Annotated in this window: 10 protein-coding genes; 1 reads left to right on the forward strand and 9 read right to left on the reverse strand. The window is 64.8% G+C overall.

From position 1 onward, the window contains the following. Positions 1–614: 614 nt before the first annotated feature. The 9 genes from BST27_RS09030 to BST27_RS09070 form a co-directional block, all read right to left on the reverse strand. Positions 615–2477, reverse strand: a complete 1863-nt coding sequence (locus BST27_RS09030; protein WP_069417153.1) for a PE family protein — start codon at positions 2475–2477, stop codon at positions 615–617. Between the two features lie 330 nt (positions 2478–2807). Next, complete coding sequence (locus BST27_RS34455; RefSeq protein WP_069417238.1) at positions 2808–4280, reverse strand: PE family protein; 1473 nt, start codon at positions 4278–4280, stop codon at positions 2808–2810. Between the two features lie 320 nt (positions 4281–4600). After that, a complete protein-coding gene (gene pheT, locus BST27_RS09040; RefSeq protein WP_069417152.1) occupies positions 4601–7087 on the reverse strand; it encodes a phenylalanine--tRNA ligase subunit beta in 2487 nt (828 codons plus the stop codon). Then, a complete protein-coding gene (gene pheS / locus BST27_RS09045) occupies positions 7087–8130 on the reverse strand; it encodes a phenylalanine--tRNA ligase subunit alpha (RefSeq protein WP_069417151.1) in 1044 nt (347 codons plus the stop codon). Before pheS ends, pheT begins: the two co-directional genes overlap by 1 nt. A gap of 179 nt (positions 8131–8309) precedes the next feature. Beyond that, positions 8310–10409, reverse strand: coding sequence for a PE domain-containing protein (locus tag BST27_RS09050; protein ID WP_083148440.1), 2100 nt, complete (start codon positions 10407–10409; stop codon positions 8310–8312). Positions 10410–10721: 312 nt separating this feature from the next. Next, entirely contained in the window at positions 10722–11498 is a 777-nt protein-coding gene (locus BST27_RS09055) for a rhomboid-like protein (protein ID WP_069417149.1), read from the reverse strand. 9 nt (positions 11499–11507) lie between these two features. After that, a complete protein-coding gene (locus BST27_RS09060) occupies positions 11508–12386 on the reverse strand; it encodes an adenylate/guanylate cyclase domain-containing protein (RefSeq protein WP_269149696.1) in 879 nt (292 codons plus the stop codon). Positions 12387–12570: 184 nt separating this feature from the next. Continuing rightward, positions 12571–13443 carry a PE family protein gene (locus BST27_RS33580; protein ID WP_232007113.1) on the reverse strand — a complete coding sequence of 291 codons (873 nt, stop codon included), beginning with the start codon at positions 13441–13443 and terminating at the stop codon, positions 12571–12573. A gap of 244 nt (positions 13444–13687) precedes the next feature. Further along, on the reverse strand, positions 13688–14782 hold the full coding sequence (locus BST27_RS09070) for a PE family protein (protein ID WP_079219517.1): 1095 nt from the start codon (positions 14780–14782) through the stop codon (positions 13688–13690). A 252-nt stretch (positions 14783–15034) separates the two neighbouring features. Between BST27_RS09070 and BST27_RS09075 the strand changes: the two genes are divergently transcribed. Then, positions 15035–16078, forward strand: coding sequence for an oxygenase MpaB family protein (locus tag BST27_RS09075; protein WP_069417146.1), 1044 nt, complete (start codon positions 15035–15037; stop codon positions 16076–16078). The last annotated feature ends 35 nt before the right edge of the window (positions 16079–16113 follow it).

Here is a 16113-nt window from a genome sequence, read left to right on the forward strand (position 1 = left end):
CATGTGTACAACAGCGTCGTGATGCCGACGACATCGGCGCGTCGCTGCACCGATATCCAGCTAGATTGGTGTATAACAGCCAGATTCACCCGGCTGGACCGCCTGGGCCCTGGCGATTTGACTGGTCTCGGCGATGCATGATATTCGCTGCATGCCGACTTGAAATGCTGCATATAACCCAACATTGAGCAGCGCAGAAAACGCTGTCGGCGCAGATACGGATTAGCCGTCGCCGTTCATCCACACAACGAAATATTAGAGACGTTCACGTTCAGTACAGCATATTTAGCAAACGCGAAAAGAACCCTGCCCGACTGGCTCATGCCCTGGAGAAGCCCACCCCCACGCGGCTCCGTTGGCAGTCGAGTACCCGACCTGCCAACGAGTCAAACATCGGGGCTCCATAACACTTTGGCTACGGCTTCCGGCGTGTCCAGTCGCACCCAACGCACGCCCAACGGGCGAGCTTCGACGGACGAGCCAGGGTGGGCGCCCGCGTCCATCACGAGGCGCTCCCGACTCGCCGCACGACATCGGAATGTTTGCCAGCCCTACCGAGCGAGGCGGTGCCGAAACATCTCGCCGGTCGGGCAGCCGGCAGTTGCGCGACTTGACTAGTTGGCGATCGAGTCCGCGAGGGTCCGGAATCCGGTGTTGACGAGCAGTTGGAAGAGACCGCCGAACTTCGTGCCCCCGAGCGTCAGGTTGATCGGGATGTCGTTGCCGAGAATCTGGATCGGAACGGTCGCCGTCAGGGCGTGCGGCGGCACAAGCAGCCCGTTGAACGGCAAGTGCGCCACCACCGGAATGTTGAGGGTGCCGAGCGGTTGCGGCAAGGCGATGGACACCGGCAGCGGTACATCGACGATGGTCTCACCGTTGAGCAAGCCATCCAGGACGAAGGCAGGCGCGTCGAAGAAACCGCCGACGATCTGCACCGGGTTTCCGGTCACAATGCCGTCGCCGATGACCGTCCCAGCGGTGGCCAGGCCATCGATCGCAGCGACCGGCGCACCACCGATGCCGAAGAGTAGCGATAGCGGCAGTCCGAAGTTCGCCGCCATGACCAGTTCCACATTGGGCGGCAGGATGGTGATCTCCGTCGAGATCGTCGTCGAGACGGCGGTATTCGCCAGCGCGGTGTAGAACTTCCCGAGGTTCGCGGTCATCTGCTGCGGAACGGAGTGCGGCGTCATGAGGGTGCTCAAACCGATTGCCTGCTGGCCTGGAAGGCTCAGGATCGGGAACAGGTCCCCGACGGGCCCCAACAGCTTGATGTCCGACAAGTTGCTGGTGTCGAAGCCGTTCAGGAAGAGGTTGAGTACGGCGGACGTTCCGTCGGTGACCGCCAGGTGGTAGTTACCCGCCGCGATCGCCTGGCCGACCTTCGACCAGTCGGCCGGGAAGTTCACCAGGTTGGCCTGGAAGTCGCTGTTAAAGGCCGTCAGTGACGAACCGATCGTCTGGTAGGCGCCGGCAGTGCCGTTGGCGAAGACCTGGGCGTAGTGAAGTGCATTGAAGGAAGCGAGGCCCTCGATGCCGTTCTCGATGGTCAGTGGCAGGTAGGCGATCTCGGTGTCCAGGTTCGCGAAGGTCCGCGCGAAGTCGCTGGCGGTCGCGGCCGCATAGCCCTGCTGGTTTTCGATGACCTGCCGCAGCAACGGGAACGGGTCGGCTGCGATCGCGTTGTTCAGGGCCACCAGGTTGTTGCCGGTGTTCGCGAAGAGCCGTGCCCACGCGTTGCCCGGCACGTAAGAGGTAGGTGTTGTCGGAGTGCCGCCGGTCGGCGGGAAGAGGCCGGGCAGCAGTACTCCGAGCGGGTTGGAAAGGAAGGTGCCGCCGAGTATCGAGGACACAATGTTGCCGAACTGCTGGCCGGCGCCGGCGAAGTAGGGAGCCAAAGGACTGCTGGCGAGAAGCGAGGTCAGGACGCCGTTGCCGCCGATGAGCGGGCCAAGTAGTCCGCCGGTGCCGCCGAAAAGGATCGGTCCCAGCAGTCCACCGTCGCCGCCGAGCAGGCCGCCCAAGCCGCCACTGCCGAATATCGGTGGGATGGGAAGACCCGGTAGGGGCCCAGACGGCAGCGGTATAGGTAAGGAAATGCCGGGGATGAGTGGCTCGGCGGGCGGCAGCCCACCGGCCGGGCCGAACAGCGTCTGCGCGGGAGCGTTGATCGCGTTGAGCAGGTTCCGTTCGGCGTTGGCGATCTCGGTGCTGACGTAGGCGGCGGCACCGCCGTTCAGCAACCGCACGAACTCAGCGTGGAACGCCGTCGCCTGCGCGTTGGCCGCTTGGAATTCCCGTCCGTACGCGCCGAAAAGTTGGGAGATTGCCGCCGATACCTCGTCGGCAGCCGCAGTGGCGACGGTGCTGGTAGGGGCCGACGCTGCGGCCGCTGCCTCACTTAGTGCCGAGTTGATGCTGGCCAACTGCCCAGCTGCGGCGCCAACCAACTCCGGAGTGATAACGAACGACATCTCAGCCCCTTTTCGACCCGTCGCTGCCAAATGCCTAAAAATCGCCCCCCCAGCAGGACGGCGGCATTGCCGCCTCTTTACCCGCGCCTAGGTCGGTTCAAACATTCAATTTGCGAAGACGTCGAAAACCGGCTTCCGCGCTGCCCCCCATCTCGTGTTACCGGCCCGATAGCCGCTTCAAGCTGCCCGGGCGCGGAGTTCACGCATAGGTCAGTAGGAGGTACAAGGCCGCCAGCGGGTGTACGGCCAACCGTGATGGACATAGGCGCAAATGAGGCCCAAATGCGCGGGACGACCGCATCGGCCACGAGGGCCGCAGCGGAGCCGCTCTTAGAGCGGCTGCGCGACCGGGGGGATCATCACCGGAACGGGGCCACCGAGCGCCGCCCCGATCGACTGCGGCAGGAAGTTCAGCAGGCCTGAAACGATGCCGCCCAGGGGCGTGCCGGTGACCGTCGCTGGTGCCAATAAGCCCCCGCCGAGGTCGGCCGACCCGGTGTAGGCGGTCGGATTGACGAGGATTCCTGACAACGGCAGGTTGAGAGTGGTCGGGAACCCTAATGCCGTGAGCTGCAATGGCACCGTGATCTGACCGTTTAGGAAGGCGTTGGTAGCTGCGGCCGGGGCGTCGAGCAGTGCTGTGGCCGCGCCGATCGCGTTTCCGGATTGGGCCGCATTGACGAATGCGGTCGCGCTGGAACCCAAAGCATGCAGCGCGTTGGCCGGGCCGCCGATCGCACCGATCGCAAGCGCGAGGGGCAGACCCATATGAGTGTTGAGGTCCAGGCTGAAACCGGCCGGAGGGGACCCGTCGATGACCAGGCTCGCCGATGAGGTGACGCTGGCGTCGGTGAGCGTCTTCACCACGTTGGTGAAGTTCTGCGCCATTTGGGCGGGGATGGAACCGGCAGGCAGCAGGTTGGTGAAGTTCTGCGCCATCTGGCCCGGGATCGACAGGATCGGCAGCAGGTCACCCAAGGCGCCGACCGGCGTGATCGTGAGCACGCCGTCAGCACCGGTCACGACGTTGAAGCCGGAGAAGAACGGGTTGAGGAAGCCGCCGCCGATCTGGAGCAACCCACCAGTCACGTCGCCCGCGGCGAACGCCTGGGACGCGGCCTGGAAGCTCGCCGGCAATGCCTGGAACCCGGTCACGAGGTCACTGCCGGCCTTTTGCAGCGAGCCCGCGATGAGCTGGGCGTAGCCGATCTGGTTGTTGATAATGCCTTGCACTACGGCACCGGGGTTGGCTGACAATAGCCCCTGGACACCGGCTTGGATGCTTGCTGGGAGGTTGGCCACCTCGGCCGGAAGGTTCTGGACGGCCGATTGGAACCCGGTCTGGATGGCCTGGGCGTAGGCCGACTGGTTGATCATGAGCTGTTGCAGGATTGGCGCCGGGTTAGCCGAGATCTGCGCCCCGAGGGTCTGCAGGTTGGCAGTGGTGTTCGCGACCAGCGCCTGGTAGGGAGCAACGATGCCGTCAACCAGCGCCTGAGCAGGTGGGCTCAGCAGCGACTGTGCACTCGCCTCGGCGCTGGCGTAGGCGCTCGCGCCTGCGTTGAGCATGCCGACGAACTCGCTGTGGAACGCCGCCGCCTGGGCGCTCAGCGCCTGGAATTCTTGGCCATGCAAGCCGAACGCTTGCGCGATGGCCGCAGATACCTCGTCGGCACCCGCCGACAAGATGCCAGTCGTCGGAGCCGCCGCGGCCGCCGTTACTTCGGCAAGCGCCGACTGAATACCGGCCAGCTGTTGAGCTGCCGCCTCGACTAGTTCGGGCGCCGCGATGACAAACGACATTTCCATCCTCTCAGTGACTGACACGCGCAGTGACCACCGGTCACGCTATCGAACATGAATCTAATTTGCGGCATTCCGCCCATCCAAGCTGTGGCGGATAGTCACAGGTAACTGGCAGGATTCGATACGTTTTCCACCAGAAATCCCAAGATGGCAGCGTCAGGCAACCACAGGATGAATCTAAATTGACCGAAATTATGGATACCGTCAAGCCGTCTGCGACATGGCTTCGACGACCTGTAACGCCCGATCCGCGCGTTTACTTCCCGGACCAGAGCCAGCCAGGGCTCAGACAGCCGTGTCTCGCTGAGGCCGCGCGGTCAGCCGCGCAGGACGGCGCCGACGAGTTCGGCGGCGCGCCGTACCGCAGCATCACGGGCCGCGCTGGCGTCGTCCTCGGTCAAGGTCCGATCGGGCGCGCGGAACCGCAGCGCGAACGTCAGCGACTTGCGGTTCTCGCCGATCTGCGGCCCGACGAAGACGTCGAACAGTTGAATGTGCTCCAGCAGGTCGCCGGCCCCTTCGCGGACAGCGTCCTCCACCGCCCGGGCGGGCACATCGTCGGCGACCACCAGGCTGACGTCCTGGAACACCGCGGGAAACGGCGATACCCGGGGCGCGACGAGCACCTCGACCACAGGAATCGCGTCCAGGTCGAGTTCGATTGCGCAGGTGCCCTTGGGCAGTCCGGCGCGCTCGATAACCGCGGGATGCAACTGCCCGGCGTGGCCGACGGATGTTTCGCCGATGAATACCTCGGCGCACCGGCCCGGATGCCATGGCAGGTACTGCGTCGCCCGGAGTGTCACGTCGACCCCGCAGGCGCGCGCGATGATTCGCACCGCCTCAAACGCATCGGCGGCTTCGACCGGGCGGCCGGGCCCCCAGGGCCCGCGCTGTTCCCGCAGCCCGGCCAAGACCGCGGCGACGTGTTGGGGCTGGCGCGGCAGGGAGGCGTCCAGCGTGGCGATCTCTTCGTCGGTGGGCCTGCGGTCGACCGGGATCAGGCCGATACCGCGGGTCTGCTCGGTGGGCTGAACGACCTGCGCGACGGCAAACAGGGCGGCGTCGACCAAACCACGGGATACGTTGCGCGACAACGCTTCCAGCATCGCGGGCAGCAGCGTGGTGGCGAGTTGGGGACGGTCGGCTTCGAGCGGGTTGAGCACGTCAGTGGTGAAGCGTCGCGGGTCGTCGGCCGACAACCCCCACTGGTCGAACACCCCGGCTGGCAAGAACGGCGTGGGCAGGATCTCGACATAACCCGACAGCGCCAGCGACTTGCCGATGGCCCGACGGCGTTTCTGCGTGGCTGTGAGCCCACGACCCGCGGGCGCCGACGGCAACACCGACGGGATGACCTCAAGCCCCTCCAGTCGCAGCACCTCTTCGACCAGGTCAGCGGGTTGTCGCAGATCGGGTCGCCAACTCGGCGGAGTCACGGTGAGCGTCTCGCCCTCTTCGTGCACCGTCGCGCCGATCTGACCAAGGCGTCGCGTGGTGGTGCCCGGGGCATAGGCCACGCCCGCGAAGCGGTCCGGCAGGTCGGGCGCAATCCGGATCGGCGGCTGGGACCAGTCCTCGCGGGGCGGGTCGCCCCGCCAGTCGGTCAACGTCGGATCGACCGTCCCCCCGGCGATCTCGGCGAGCAAGGTTGCACAGCGGTCCAGCGCGGCGACCGAGACCGCAGGGTCCACCGTGCGCTCGTAGCGACGCGCGGCCTCACTGGGCAGGTGTAACCGCCGCTGAGTGCGCGACACCGCGGCCGAGTCCCACACCGCTGCCTCGAGGAGGATGTCGGTGGAGTCGCCACGCACCTCGGTGCTGGCGGCGCCCATCACACCGCCGATGGCGGTGGTTGCGACGTCGTCGACGATCAGGACATCGGCCGGATCGAGCTTGCGTTCGATGTCGTCAAGGGTGACGACGGTCTCGCCGGGGCGGGCGAAGCGGACCGCGAAGCCGCCGCTAATTCGCTTGCGGTCATGCGCGTGCATGGGGTGACCCAGTTCGAGCATCACGTAGTTGGTCACGTCGACAGCCGGCGAAGTGGCGCGAATGCCGCACAGCAGCAGCCGTCGTTGCAGCCACCACGGCGACACGGCGGTGGGGTCGATTCCGCTGACGGGTCGTAATGCGAACCGAAGCACTCCGGTCTCGGGTTGCACCGTCAGCGGCCACGCCTCCCCCTCGACCGGCAGCGGCGGGATATCGGCGGGGTCGATGAAATCCAGGCCGTAGGCGCAAGCGATCTCGCGCGCCAGGCCGCGCACGGACATGCAGTAGCCGCGGTCCGGTGTGATGGCCAGGTGAAAAACTACGTCGTCCAACCCGAGCACCGCGGCGCCGTCGGCTCCCGGCTCGGCGGTTCTGGGCGGTAGCACCAGGATGCCGGAATGGTCTGCGCCCAAACCGAGTTCGGCCGCAGAGCAGATCATCCCGTCGGAGGTGCGGCCATAGGTCTTGCGGGAAGTGATGGTGAAGCCACCGGGCAGCGTGGTGCCCGGCAGTGCCACCACAACCAGGTCGCCAACCTCGAAATTAGTTGCACCGCAGATGATTTCTTGCGGTTTGTCCTGTCCGATATGCACCAGGCAAGCGCGGATGGGCTTTTTGAAGCCGGTGAGCTCTTCGATGTCGGCTACCCGTCCCACGGTTAGCGGACCTTCGACCGGGCCGAGGGGGATGACTTCCTCCACCTCGTGGCCGATGTTCACCAAGGCCTGTTCGAGATCGCTTGGTGCGACGTCCCAGTCCGGTGCTCCGGCTGAGACAACCTCGCGCAGCCAGCTGTAGGGCACGCGCATCAGGCACCCACCCCGAACGGCAGCGAGAAGCGGATGTCGCCCTCGACCATGTCGCGCATGTCGGGAATTCCGTTGCGGAACTGCAGAGTCCGTTCCAGTCCCATCCCGAACGCGAATCCGGAGTAAACCTCCGGGTCAATACCAGCTGCCCGCAACACGTTTGGATGCACCATGCCGCAACCGCCCCACTCGACCCAGTCGGCGCCCCCCTTCTTGTTGGCAAACCACACATCGACTTCCGCCGAAGGTTCGGTGAACGGGAAGAAGTGCGGCCGGATCCGAGTCCGGGCCAACGGCCCGAACTCGGCGCGCGCGAAGGCGTCGAGCGTGCCCCGCAGATGCGACATGTTCAGGCCGCGATCGACGGCCAGCCCTTCGACCTGATGGAAAACCGGGGTGTGGGTGGCATCGAGTTCGTCGGTGCGGAAGGTGCGGCCGATCGAAATGATGTAGACGGGCAACTCCCGCTGCAGCAGGGTGCGGACCTGCACCGGCGAGGTGTGGGTGCGCAGCAGTTGGCGAGAGTTTTCCGGGGCGATGTAGAAGGTGTCCTGCTCGCTGCGGGCGGGGTGATCGGGCGGGAAGTTCAGCGCGTCGAAGTTGAACTGTTCGGTTTCGACTTCGGGCCCCTCGGCCAGCTCCCACCCCATCGCGATGAAGGTGTCGGCGATGTGATTGGCCAAAATCGTGATCGGATGCCGGGCGCCAATGGGTTGCCGAGTCGACGGCAGGGTGACGTCGATCCGTTCGGCGACCAGAACTGCCGCGTCGCGCTCGGCACGCAACGTCGCGAGACGTTCTTCGTAGCTGCGCTGGGCCTCCGCGCGGGCGATATTGACCCGCTTGCCAGCGTCGGCGCGCTGTTCCTTGGGAAGGGTGCCCAACGCCTGTCGGGCAAGCGCCAGCCGCGACCGGTCGCCCAGATACTCGGTCTTGATCTTCGCCAGCGCCTCCAGACTGTCGGCTGATGCGATGGCCTGCTGGGCTTCGTTGACCGCTGTTGCCAGAGCTTCCGGGGACAAGTCGACGGGTTGATCACCCACGCGGCGACACTCTCCTTGCTGACGAGGCTGATCGGGCTGTCCGGCTTCCCCGATCAGGGGATACCGCACCTCGGTCCGTCCCCCAGGCCAAGCTCGTGGGTTCACGGCACGGGTATGACGCAAGTGCCGATCATAGGTCATCGCCAAGGTGGCCCGATGACCCCAGGTCAGGGACGGGATCAGTCGTCGAACTTCTCAAAGATCTGAGAGAAAGCCCACGGGGTTTGGTCCACTCCGCTGCTGGTGTTCGACAGCGTGCCCAGCGGACCCGGGTAGTCGCGGTTGATCGACCACATGTGCAGGCCGCCCAATCCCTTTGCCTCGGCAAAGTCAAGCAACTTCTGGGCGTCCTCCAGAGTGAAGATTTCGACCGGGTTGTCATTGACGCCGATCATCGGCGTCACGGCCACCATCTCCCAGATCTCGGCGTCGGTCTTGTTCGGATACAGCGGCACGAGTTGATCGTGGACGGCCGTTGCTGCCTGGATCGCGTAGTCGCCCATCTTGCCGGCCACCGGCAGACTGGGGTCGAAGTAGTCCATGGCCATCACATTGACGCGGCTGATATCCACACCATTGGCGATGGCGTTCGTGATGACCCGCATGCCGTCTGCGGTCAGACCCGACGGCAGCACCGGAACGGTGAAGGTGACCTCGACCGGCTTGCCGCTGGCCAACCCAGCCTCCTGGATCATTCGGATCGCCTGCGCGCGACGTGTCAAGGACGCAACGTCACCCTGAGCCGCGCCTTCGATGTCGAAGTCGAGGTTACGGATCCCGTAGGCGTCGATCACCGACTGGTACTTCGCCGCCAGTGCGGTCACGCTCGTTTCGGTCAGGGCGAGTTCCTGGTTCGCCGCACCGCCGAACGAGATGGTGGCGGTGATACCGGCGTTGTGCATCGCATTGATCTGGTCGTTGATCTGGTAAAGCAGGTTGCCGGTACCGATCGTGTATGCGTCAAAGCCTCCCCACGCGGGCATGCCCTGCGAATTGCTGGTGATGAAACCAAGCACGACGTGGTCTACGTCCCCGAGGCTCGCGGCCCCGGCGAAGTCGAACTGGGGCCACAGCGTCATGTCGACGTACGGAGCGAACAACCCCGTCGTGGAGCTAGGCGTGTGCGGCGGCGGGACGATGGGCGGGATTACCGGCGGTGGGTCTGTCGGCGGCGTCGTAGGCGTGGAGCCACCCGTGACGGGCTCGCCGTTGATGACGATGTTCGTCGGCGGCGAGTACTCGCCAGGCTGCGTGACGATGAAGCCGACTTCGAGCGAGGCGCCCGGGTCTAGCGTGGGCGAATACTTCGGGGTGAGCACGTAGTGAGTGCCCGACTGCGACAGTTCGGCATTCCAGATGTCGCCGATCGACCCGCTCGGCAAGTCGAATTCGATCTTCCAGGTCGTCGCCGTCGAGCCCGGGTTGGTGACGTGGTAGTTGGCGCGGTAACCGCCATCCCAACGCGTCGTCTCCAAGGTCGCCGCTACTCCGCCGCCCCCACCAGGGCCACCGGGATCGGTAGACCCACCCGGATCGGTAGACCCACCAGGATCGGTGGGCGTGCCACCGCTCTCAGCGGCGCCGTCTGGCCCGTGGGCTCCGGCTTGCCCGAATGCCCCAGCCAGACCTCCGCTACCGCCGCGCCCGGGAAGGCCACCGTTGACGCCCGCGACGCCCACCCCGCCTTGTCCGCCGGCGCCGCCGTTCCCCGCTACCAGACCGCCGCGGCCCCCGCTTCCACCAGGCGCGCCGGCACCTCCGGCACCGCCGACGCCGCCGTTTCCAAACAACCCGGCGTTACCGCCCGCTCCCCCGGCTTGCCCGGCTTCTGCGCCTGCCGCGCCATTGCCGCCGTTTCCGAACAGCAGCCCACCATCTCCGCCGCGAGCGCCGGGCACCGTCGCGTCAACCCCATCACCGATCAACGGCCGGCCCAGCATTGCCTGGGTGGGCGCATTCAGCAGGCTGAGAGCCTGCTGCTCCAGGCCCTGCAAGAAGGACACGTTGGACGCTTCGGCGCTGGCATACCAATTAACGCTCGACGTCAACGATTGGATAAATTGCGCGTGGAAGGCCGCCGCCTGCCAGCTCAGGGCACGGTATTCCTGCGCATACGTAGCGAAAAAGGATGCGATGGCGGTCGACACCTCATCGGCGGCGGCGGCCGCGATCCGCGTTGTCGGCGCGGCCGCATTCGCCGCCTCCAGCGTCGAACGTATGCCTTCCAATTCGGTCGCCGCGGCAACCACTATCTCCGAATTAGCGACCAGAAAAGACATGCCATCCTCCGCGTGGCCAATCAGGTCCGATCAGAGTTACACGAAAATATGCGGCAATTCAATTTGGAAATCTATGAGTATGCGCGACGACGCCGGCCCGCACCGGACCCCGCTCCGCTAGTTCACTGAGATACATTGCAGCAGAATGGGATTCGCGGTCGGCCCGATTGGGTTTATGGCCCGCGTCCAGCTCGGGATCGACACTTAATTACCGAAATAGTTGCACCCGGACTCATTTGACATTCTCATCAATTCGTCCAGAAGTTGATCAAAGCAATAGTCAGTTTCCACAACTGTTTCGGGACCGCCGCGTCACGCCGGCTGACTAACCACCGCGTCCCGGCGGCCATTCCGGTGCGCAATGATCTCAGCGAGCAGGGCGCCCGCCGCGCCGAACGCCAACCCGGCGCCCATTGCCAACCAGCTGTGCCCCAGGATCAGGAATCCGAAGCCGGAAGACAGCAGCAGCATCACGCAACGCACCGGTGTCCAGTGCGCCGACGCACGGAAGCGGGTGGACGCCAATACTCCCAACACGACCGCGACCGCGTGACCGCCGTTGGTGAATTCGCCACCAATCAACCCGGCGGTCACACTTACCGTTACCCACCAACCGATCCACGCCGGCCTCCAGCGGCGCGGGATGGCTGCCGTCAGCGCACCAAGCGTTGCCAACGCGCCGTAGCTCATCCCGACGTCGGTGGCGTGGGTGATCGACCACGGCATCCAACCCAGTTCGACCGCGGCGGCCAGTGCCGCCGCCACCACCAGCGTCGCCCCAATGTGGCCGACCAGAAACGCAACCAACAACCGGATGCTGTGCAGTTGCAGTTCGGCAAGCACGAGCAGGCAGGTCAGGAAGGGCAACCAGAAGTAGATCGGCCCGGCTTCCACGACGAATGCGCTACCCAGCAGGGTGCCTAGGCGTCCATGAGACAGATTGTGCAGGTTGGTGCTCGCATGCCGGATCAAGCGCTCGTGTTCGGCGGGGGTGAGCATCACGGCGACGGCGCTGACCGAGATGAGGGCGGCCACGTAACCCACGGTGAATCGGACCCGGGTAAGCCGGGATAGGAAACCGTAAATCATCGTCGTCCACTATGCATCGTCATTGGTCACGTCTGTGTTATCGCCAGCTGTCAAGTCCCTACCAGTCTTGAGGCGGTAGATCGCGAGGTCCGGAGGGATTCCGGTGAGTTTGCTGGCGAATATGGGTCTGCGTGCCCGCTTGACGACCACGCCGATTTCGTCCAACTCGCGTTGGGGAATGAGATCCAGGGTAGGGCTGGAGATCATGATCCCGCCTTTGCTGGCCCGCTCCATAACCCGAGCGGCGATGTTGACATCGACACCCAGCCAGTCCGCACCCAGCCGCTGTGGCCGGCCGGTGTGGATGCCTACCCGCATTCGCGGCGTATAACCGTCCACATCAACGGACTTCAGCTCCTCCTTGGCGGCGACGACGGCCCGCACGGCGACCGTCGGATCACGGAACACCGCCATGATCCCGTCGCCCATCCGCTTGACGATGTGCCCGCCCGCGTCGAGCAACGGGGTCTCGACCGCGCGCGCCACCTTCCTCAGCAGAACCAGCGCAGCGTCGTCCCCAGCCTCCAGCGCCCACGTCGAGAAACCGACCAGATCGGTGAACACCAACGTCACCTCTTGGTTGGCCGGCCGCCGGGACACGGACTCCGACAATGCTTGCCAAACCTGTAATAAACCCAGGCTGACCTCGCGCGATGCCGCTTCGCGATCGGCCAGTAACCGGTCGGCAGCGCGCGCAGCAACACTCGGCCCGTCGTCGCCGGCTGTAGACAACGGGTCACCGAATTCGGGATCACCCGGCAATAATCGGCGTGCCTTACGAACGAGCGAGATCAGACCGGGACTGCGATTCCTGCTGCGCAGCCACTCCGTGGCGGAACGTCGCGGCGAACTGCGCTCAGCAACCGCTGTCGTCGTTTCCTCGGACACGCCGGACTCCGAATCATCAGGCCCGACCTCCACGTGGCAAGGGTAGGTGGTGAGGGCGCAACGGGCAACGACGGTGGCCCCACTTCTGTCGCAAGTCACATCAATGGGGCCCGGCCGGCAAGCAATCACAAGTCGGCTAACAGGCAGGATGACGACGGTCTGCAGGGCTAGTGAACGGGTCGGCTCAGACCGATTGCGTTTGCGGCCTGCCGGAAGTGGTCCAGGCCACAGCTGCTGGACGAAGGGGACCAAAGCCACCCCGAAGGCCGGGGGCGACGCCGGTTGCCGGTAGTCCGTCCACCACATCCGCCGCGGGTGGAAGCAACCACGCCAACGGGCCGTGACCGAGGGCCACGGCGCCGACAGCGGTTCCCGGAGCCCGCAGCAGTGAGCCGAGCGCCTGGGCGAAAGCGCTACCGCCAAAGGTGCCCGGGTACGCCACGCCGCTGCCTTGTGCGGCCGCCAGCGCCGTACCTAACGGATTGATCAGGCCGACGCCGTACATGATCGGCGGGGCCGTGAGGCTGGTTGCCGAGTTGACCAGGATTCCGCCCGTCGGCGTCACGGTGCCGGTCAGCCACAGCTCTCCGGTAGCGGCGCCCCCGGAGAACAGGGGCACGCTGACGCTGACGGTGTCGCCGACCTCAACCGCCGCGCCGGCCAACGGTGCATCAATCGTCGGAGGTTTGGGTGCCGCAGCGCCCGCAGGGTCAACGAGAGGGTGCCCCAGCGCCATGGCTGATGCTTCCGCTGCCTCGGCCGAAACCTGCTGGGCATTGGCCACCTCCGCCCTGCGGTAGGCCGCCGCGCCCTTGTTCAACGCCCCGACGAATTGCTCGTTGAACGCCACCGTTTGAGCACCGAGGATTTGAAACTCGCTGGCGTGCTTGCCAAACACCGCAATCACGGCCGCAGAAACCTGGTCCGCGGCCGGGGCCGTTATCCCGACGGTCGGCGCCTCTGCGGCCTTGTTGGCCGAATTCAGTGCAGCGCCAACCTTTTTCAAACTCCTGGCCGCAGCAGACAGCCCGTCTGTCGCTACGTTCAGGAATGACACAGCCGTCCCCTCTGACCGACCCCAGCTATCACCAGGTACCCATGAAAACACAGACTGTACTGGCGAGCAATGGTGTCTTAGCTAAGAAATATTTGATGACCTTAAAAAGCAGAAACCTCGCCTCGGGCAGGCGTGCCCGAGGCGCTGAGCAGACAATAGCTGTCCCCCACCCGGACCTGAAGAGGGTGGTCGCCCCCGGTCTCGACGACGTCGAGCGGCCGCGACTGTTCGAAGCCTAGAAGGGCTAGAAGGGCAGGCCGAGCGCGTTCTTAAAGAGCGGTACCACGCCGCCGAACTGAGTCCCTTGGAGCGCGAATGTCGAACCGACGAGAGTCGCCCCGCCGAAGTTGTACGTCGGGATCGTCACGGTTATGGGCTGCGGATCGGCGAACACTCCACCGAACGGAATGTGCACTTGGGGCACTACTGGGGGAAGGCCCAACGCCGCGGCGAGCGACGTGTCCGGGAACGACACAGTGGTGTGGCCGAACAACACCGCTTCGCTGTAACTGAACGGGAAATTCACCGCGATTTGAGCGGCACTGATTAGGTTGCCGCTGCTCAGCGCACTGAAAAAGCTATTGGTGCTGTTCATCAGCGAAGCGGTACCGGTGGCGGCGGGACCATATTGGGCAGCAAGCAGCAGCGGCAGCGAGGGTGGCAATGTGACGCTCCCCCCGGTGATTTGGTATGCCGGGTGGCCCAACCCCGTCACGCTGGTCCCGTTCAGCGACAGTCCCACAGGACCATACGGGGTGGTTGCATTGATGGATGCGAAGAGCGGGCCGCTGGCGTCAATGCCTCCGGTCCCGCTTGCTGAAAACAGCACCTGCTGACCAATCGGTGTCGTGAGGGTCGCGGCGGCACTCCCACTGGCGAACGCCGATCCGTCCGTGAGCGTGGTTGCCGTGTAGCTCCCCGACAGTTGCAACGGGCCCAGCGGAAGATTGAAACTCCGCGTGACTTCCTCGGCCGCGGCCGCCGCAGCGGCACCCGGACCGCCTCCCAACAACGACTGCACGGGCGCATTCACCGCTGCGGCCAGACCCTGCTCGACGTTGGCGAGCTCGGTGGTGACGTAGGCGTTGAGACCACTGCTCAACGTGCGCACGAACTCCGCATGGAATGCTGCCGCCCTGGCGCTGACCGCCTGGTATTGCTCCGCGTGGGCGGCGAAAGCCGCTTTTATCGCGGCGGATATTTCATCCGCGCCCATGACACCGAGGCCGGACATGGGTATCGCCGCGGCGCCATTGGCTTCGGTTATCGCGTTGCCAATACTGGCCAGATTTCCAGCTGCCGACGAGATGATGTCTGGAACCACGCTAACGAAGGACACAGCCGGTCTCCTTTACGCAGGGTAAAACTCTGAGCCGCTCGAGAAGGAAAGCGTACCCCCACTAGTCAACACATGTCTCAAACCTGGCCGACCGACTTTCCCGTGCCGCAACGAAATACAAAACGCTGATCACGCGCTTGCCACGGCGAAATCGACAGTCGATAACACGATGCCGACGCAGAGGCCAAAACCGTAGACAACGCGCGTTGTCAACGCTTATCGTGAGCGCAAATAAAGAGCCTGGAGGCCGTGATGACTGGCACATCGACGACATCGGCTGACCCGCTCGGGCCCGATTCGCTGACCTGGAAATACTTCGGCGACTTGCGCACCGGGATGATGGGTGTGTGGATCGGCGCGATCCAGAACATGTACCCGGAACTGGGCGCGGGCGTTGAGGAACATTCGATCTTGCTGCGCGAACCCCTGCAACGGGTCGCGCGCTCGGTGTACCCGATCATGGGCGTCGTTTACGACGGCGAACGAGCCGCCCATACCGGCGAGCAGATTAAGAGTTACCACCGCACCATCAAAGGAACCGACGCCGAGGGACGCCGCTACCACGCGTTGAATCCGGAGACGTTCTACTGGGCACATGCGACGTTCTTCATGCTCGTCATCAAGCTGGCCGAGTACTTCTGCGGCGGTCTGACCGAAGCAGAAAAACGCCAGTTATTCGACGAACACGTGCAGTGGTACCGGATGTACGGCATGAGCATGCGTCCGGTGCCCAAATCATGGGAAGAGTTCCAGGAGTACTGGGAACGCGTCGGTCGCGAGGAGCTTGAGATCAATCAAGCGACCCTGGACATCTTCAACATGCGGATCCCTAAGCCGAAGTTCGTCCTCATGCCGACGCCCATTTGGGACCAGATGTTCAAGCCGCTGGTGGCAGGTCAACGCTGGATCGCGGCGGGCCTGTTCGAACCCGCGGTCCGCGAGAAGGCGGGTATGCGTTGGACGCCGGGCGACGAGATCCTGTTGCGGCTGTTCGGAAAACTGGTCGAGTTGGCTTTTGTGGCGGTTCCCGACGAGATCCGGCTGCACCCTCGCGCGCTGGCCGCCTACCGGCGTGCGCAGGGACGCATTCCCAGCGACGCTCCGTTGGTCGAAGCGCCCGCGTTCGTGGCGCCGCCCCGGGATCGCCGCGGACTGCCGATGCACTACTTCCCACCGCGCCCGAAGTCACCGCTCGAACCCGCCCGCGTCATGATGGAACGCGCGGGATCGCTGGTGCACGGCACGCTTTCATTGGCCGGCCTGCGTCCGAACCGAGGTCGAGGCCGAGCCGCTTGACGGCCGGACGGTACACGTCGTAACTCTCCGGTCCC

Source organism: Mycobacterium intermedium (assembly GCF_002086275.1).
GTDB classification, from domain to species: Bacteria; Actinomycetota; Actinomycetes; order Mycobacteriales; family Mycobacteriaceae; genus Mycobacterium; species Mycobacterium intermedium.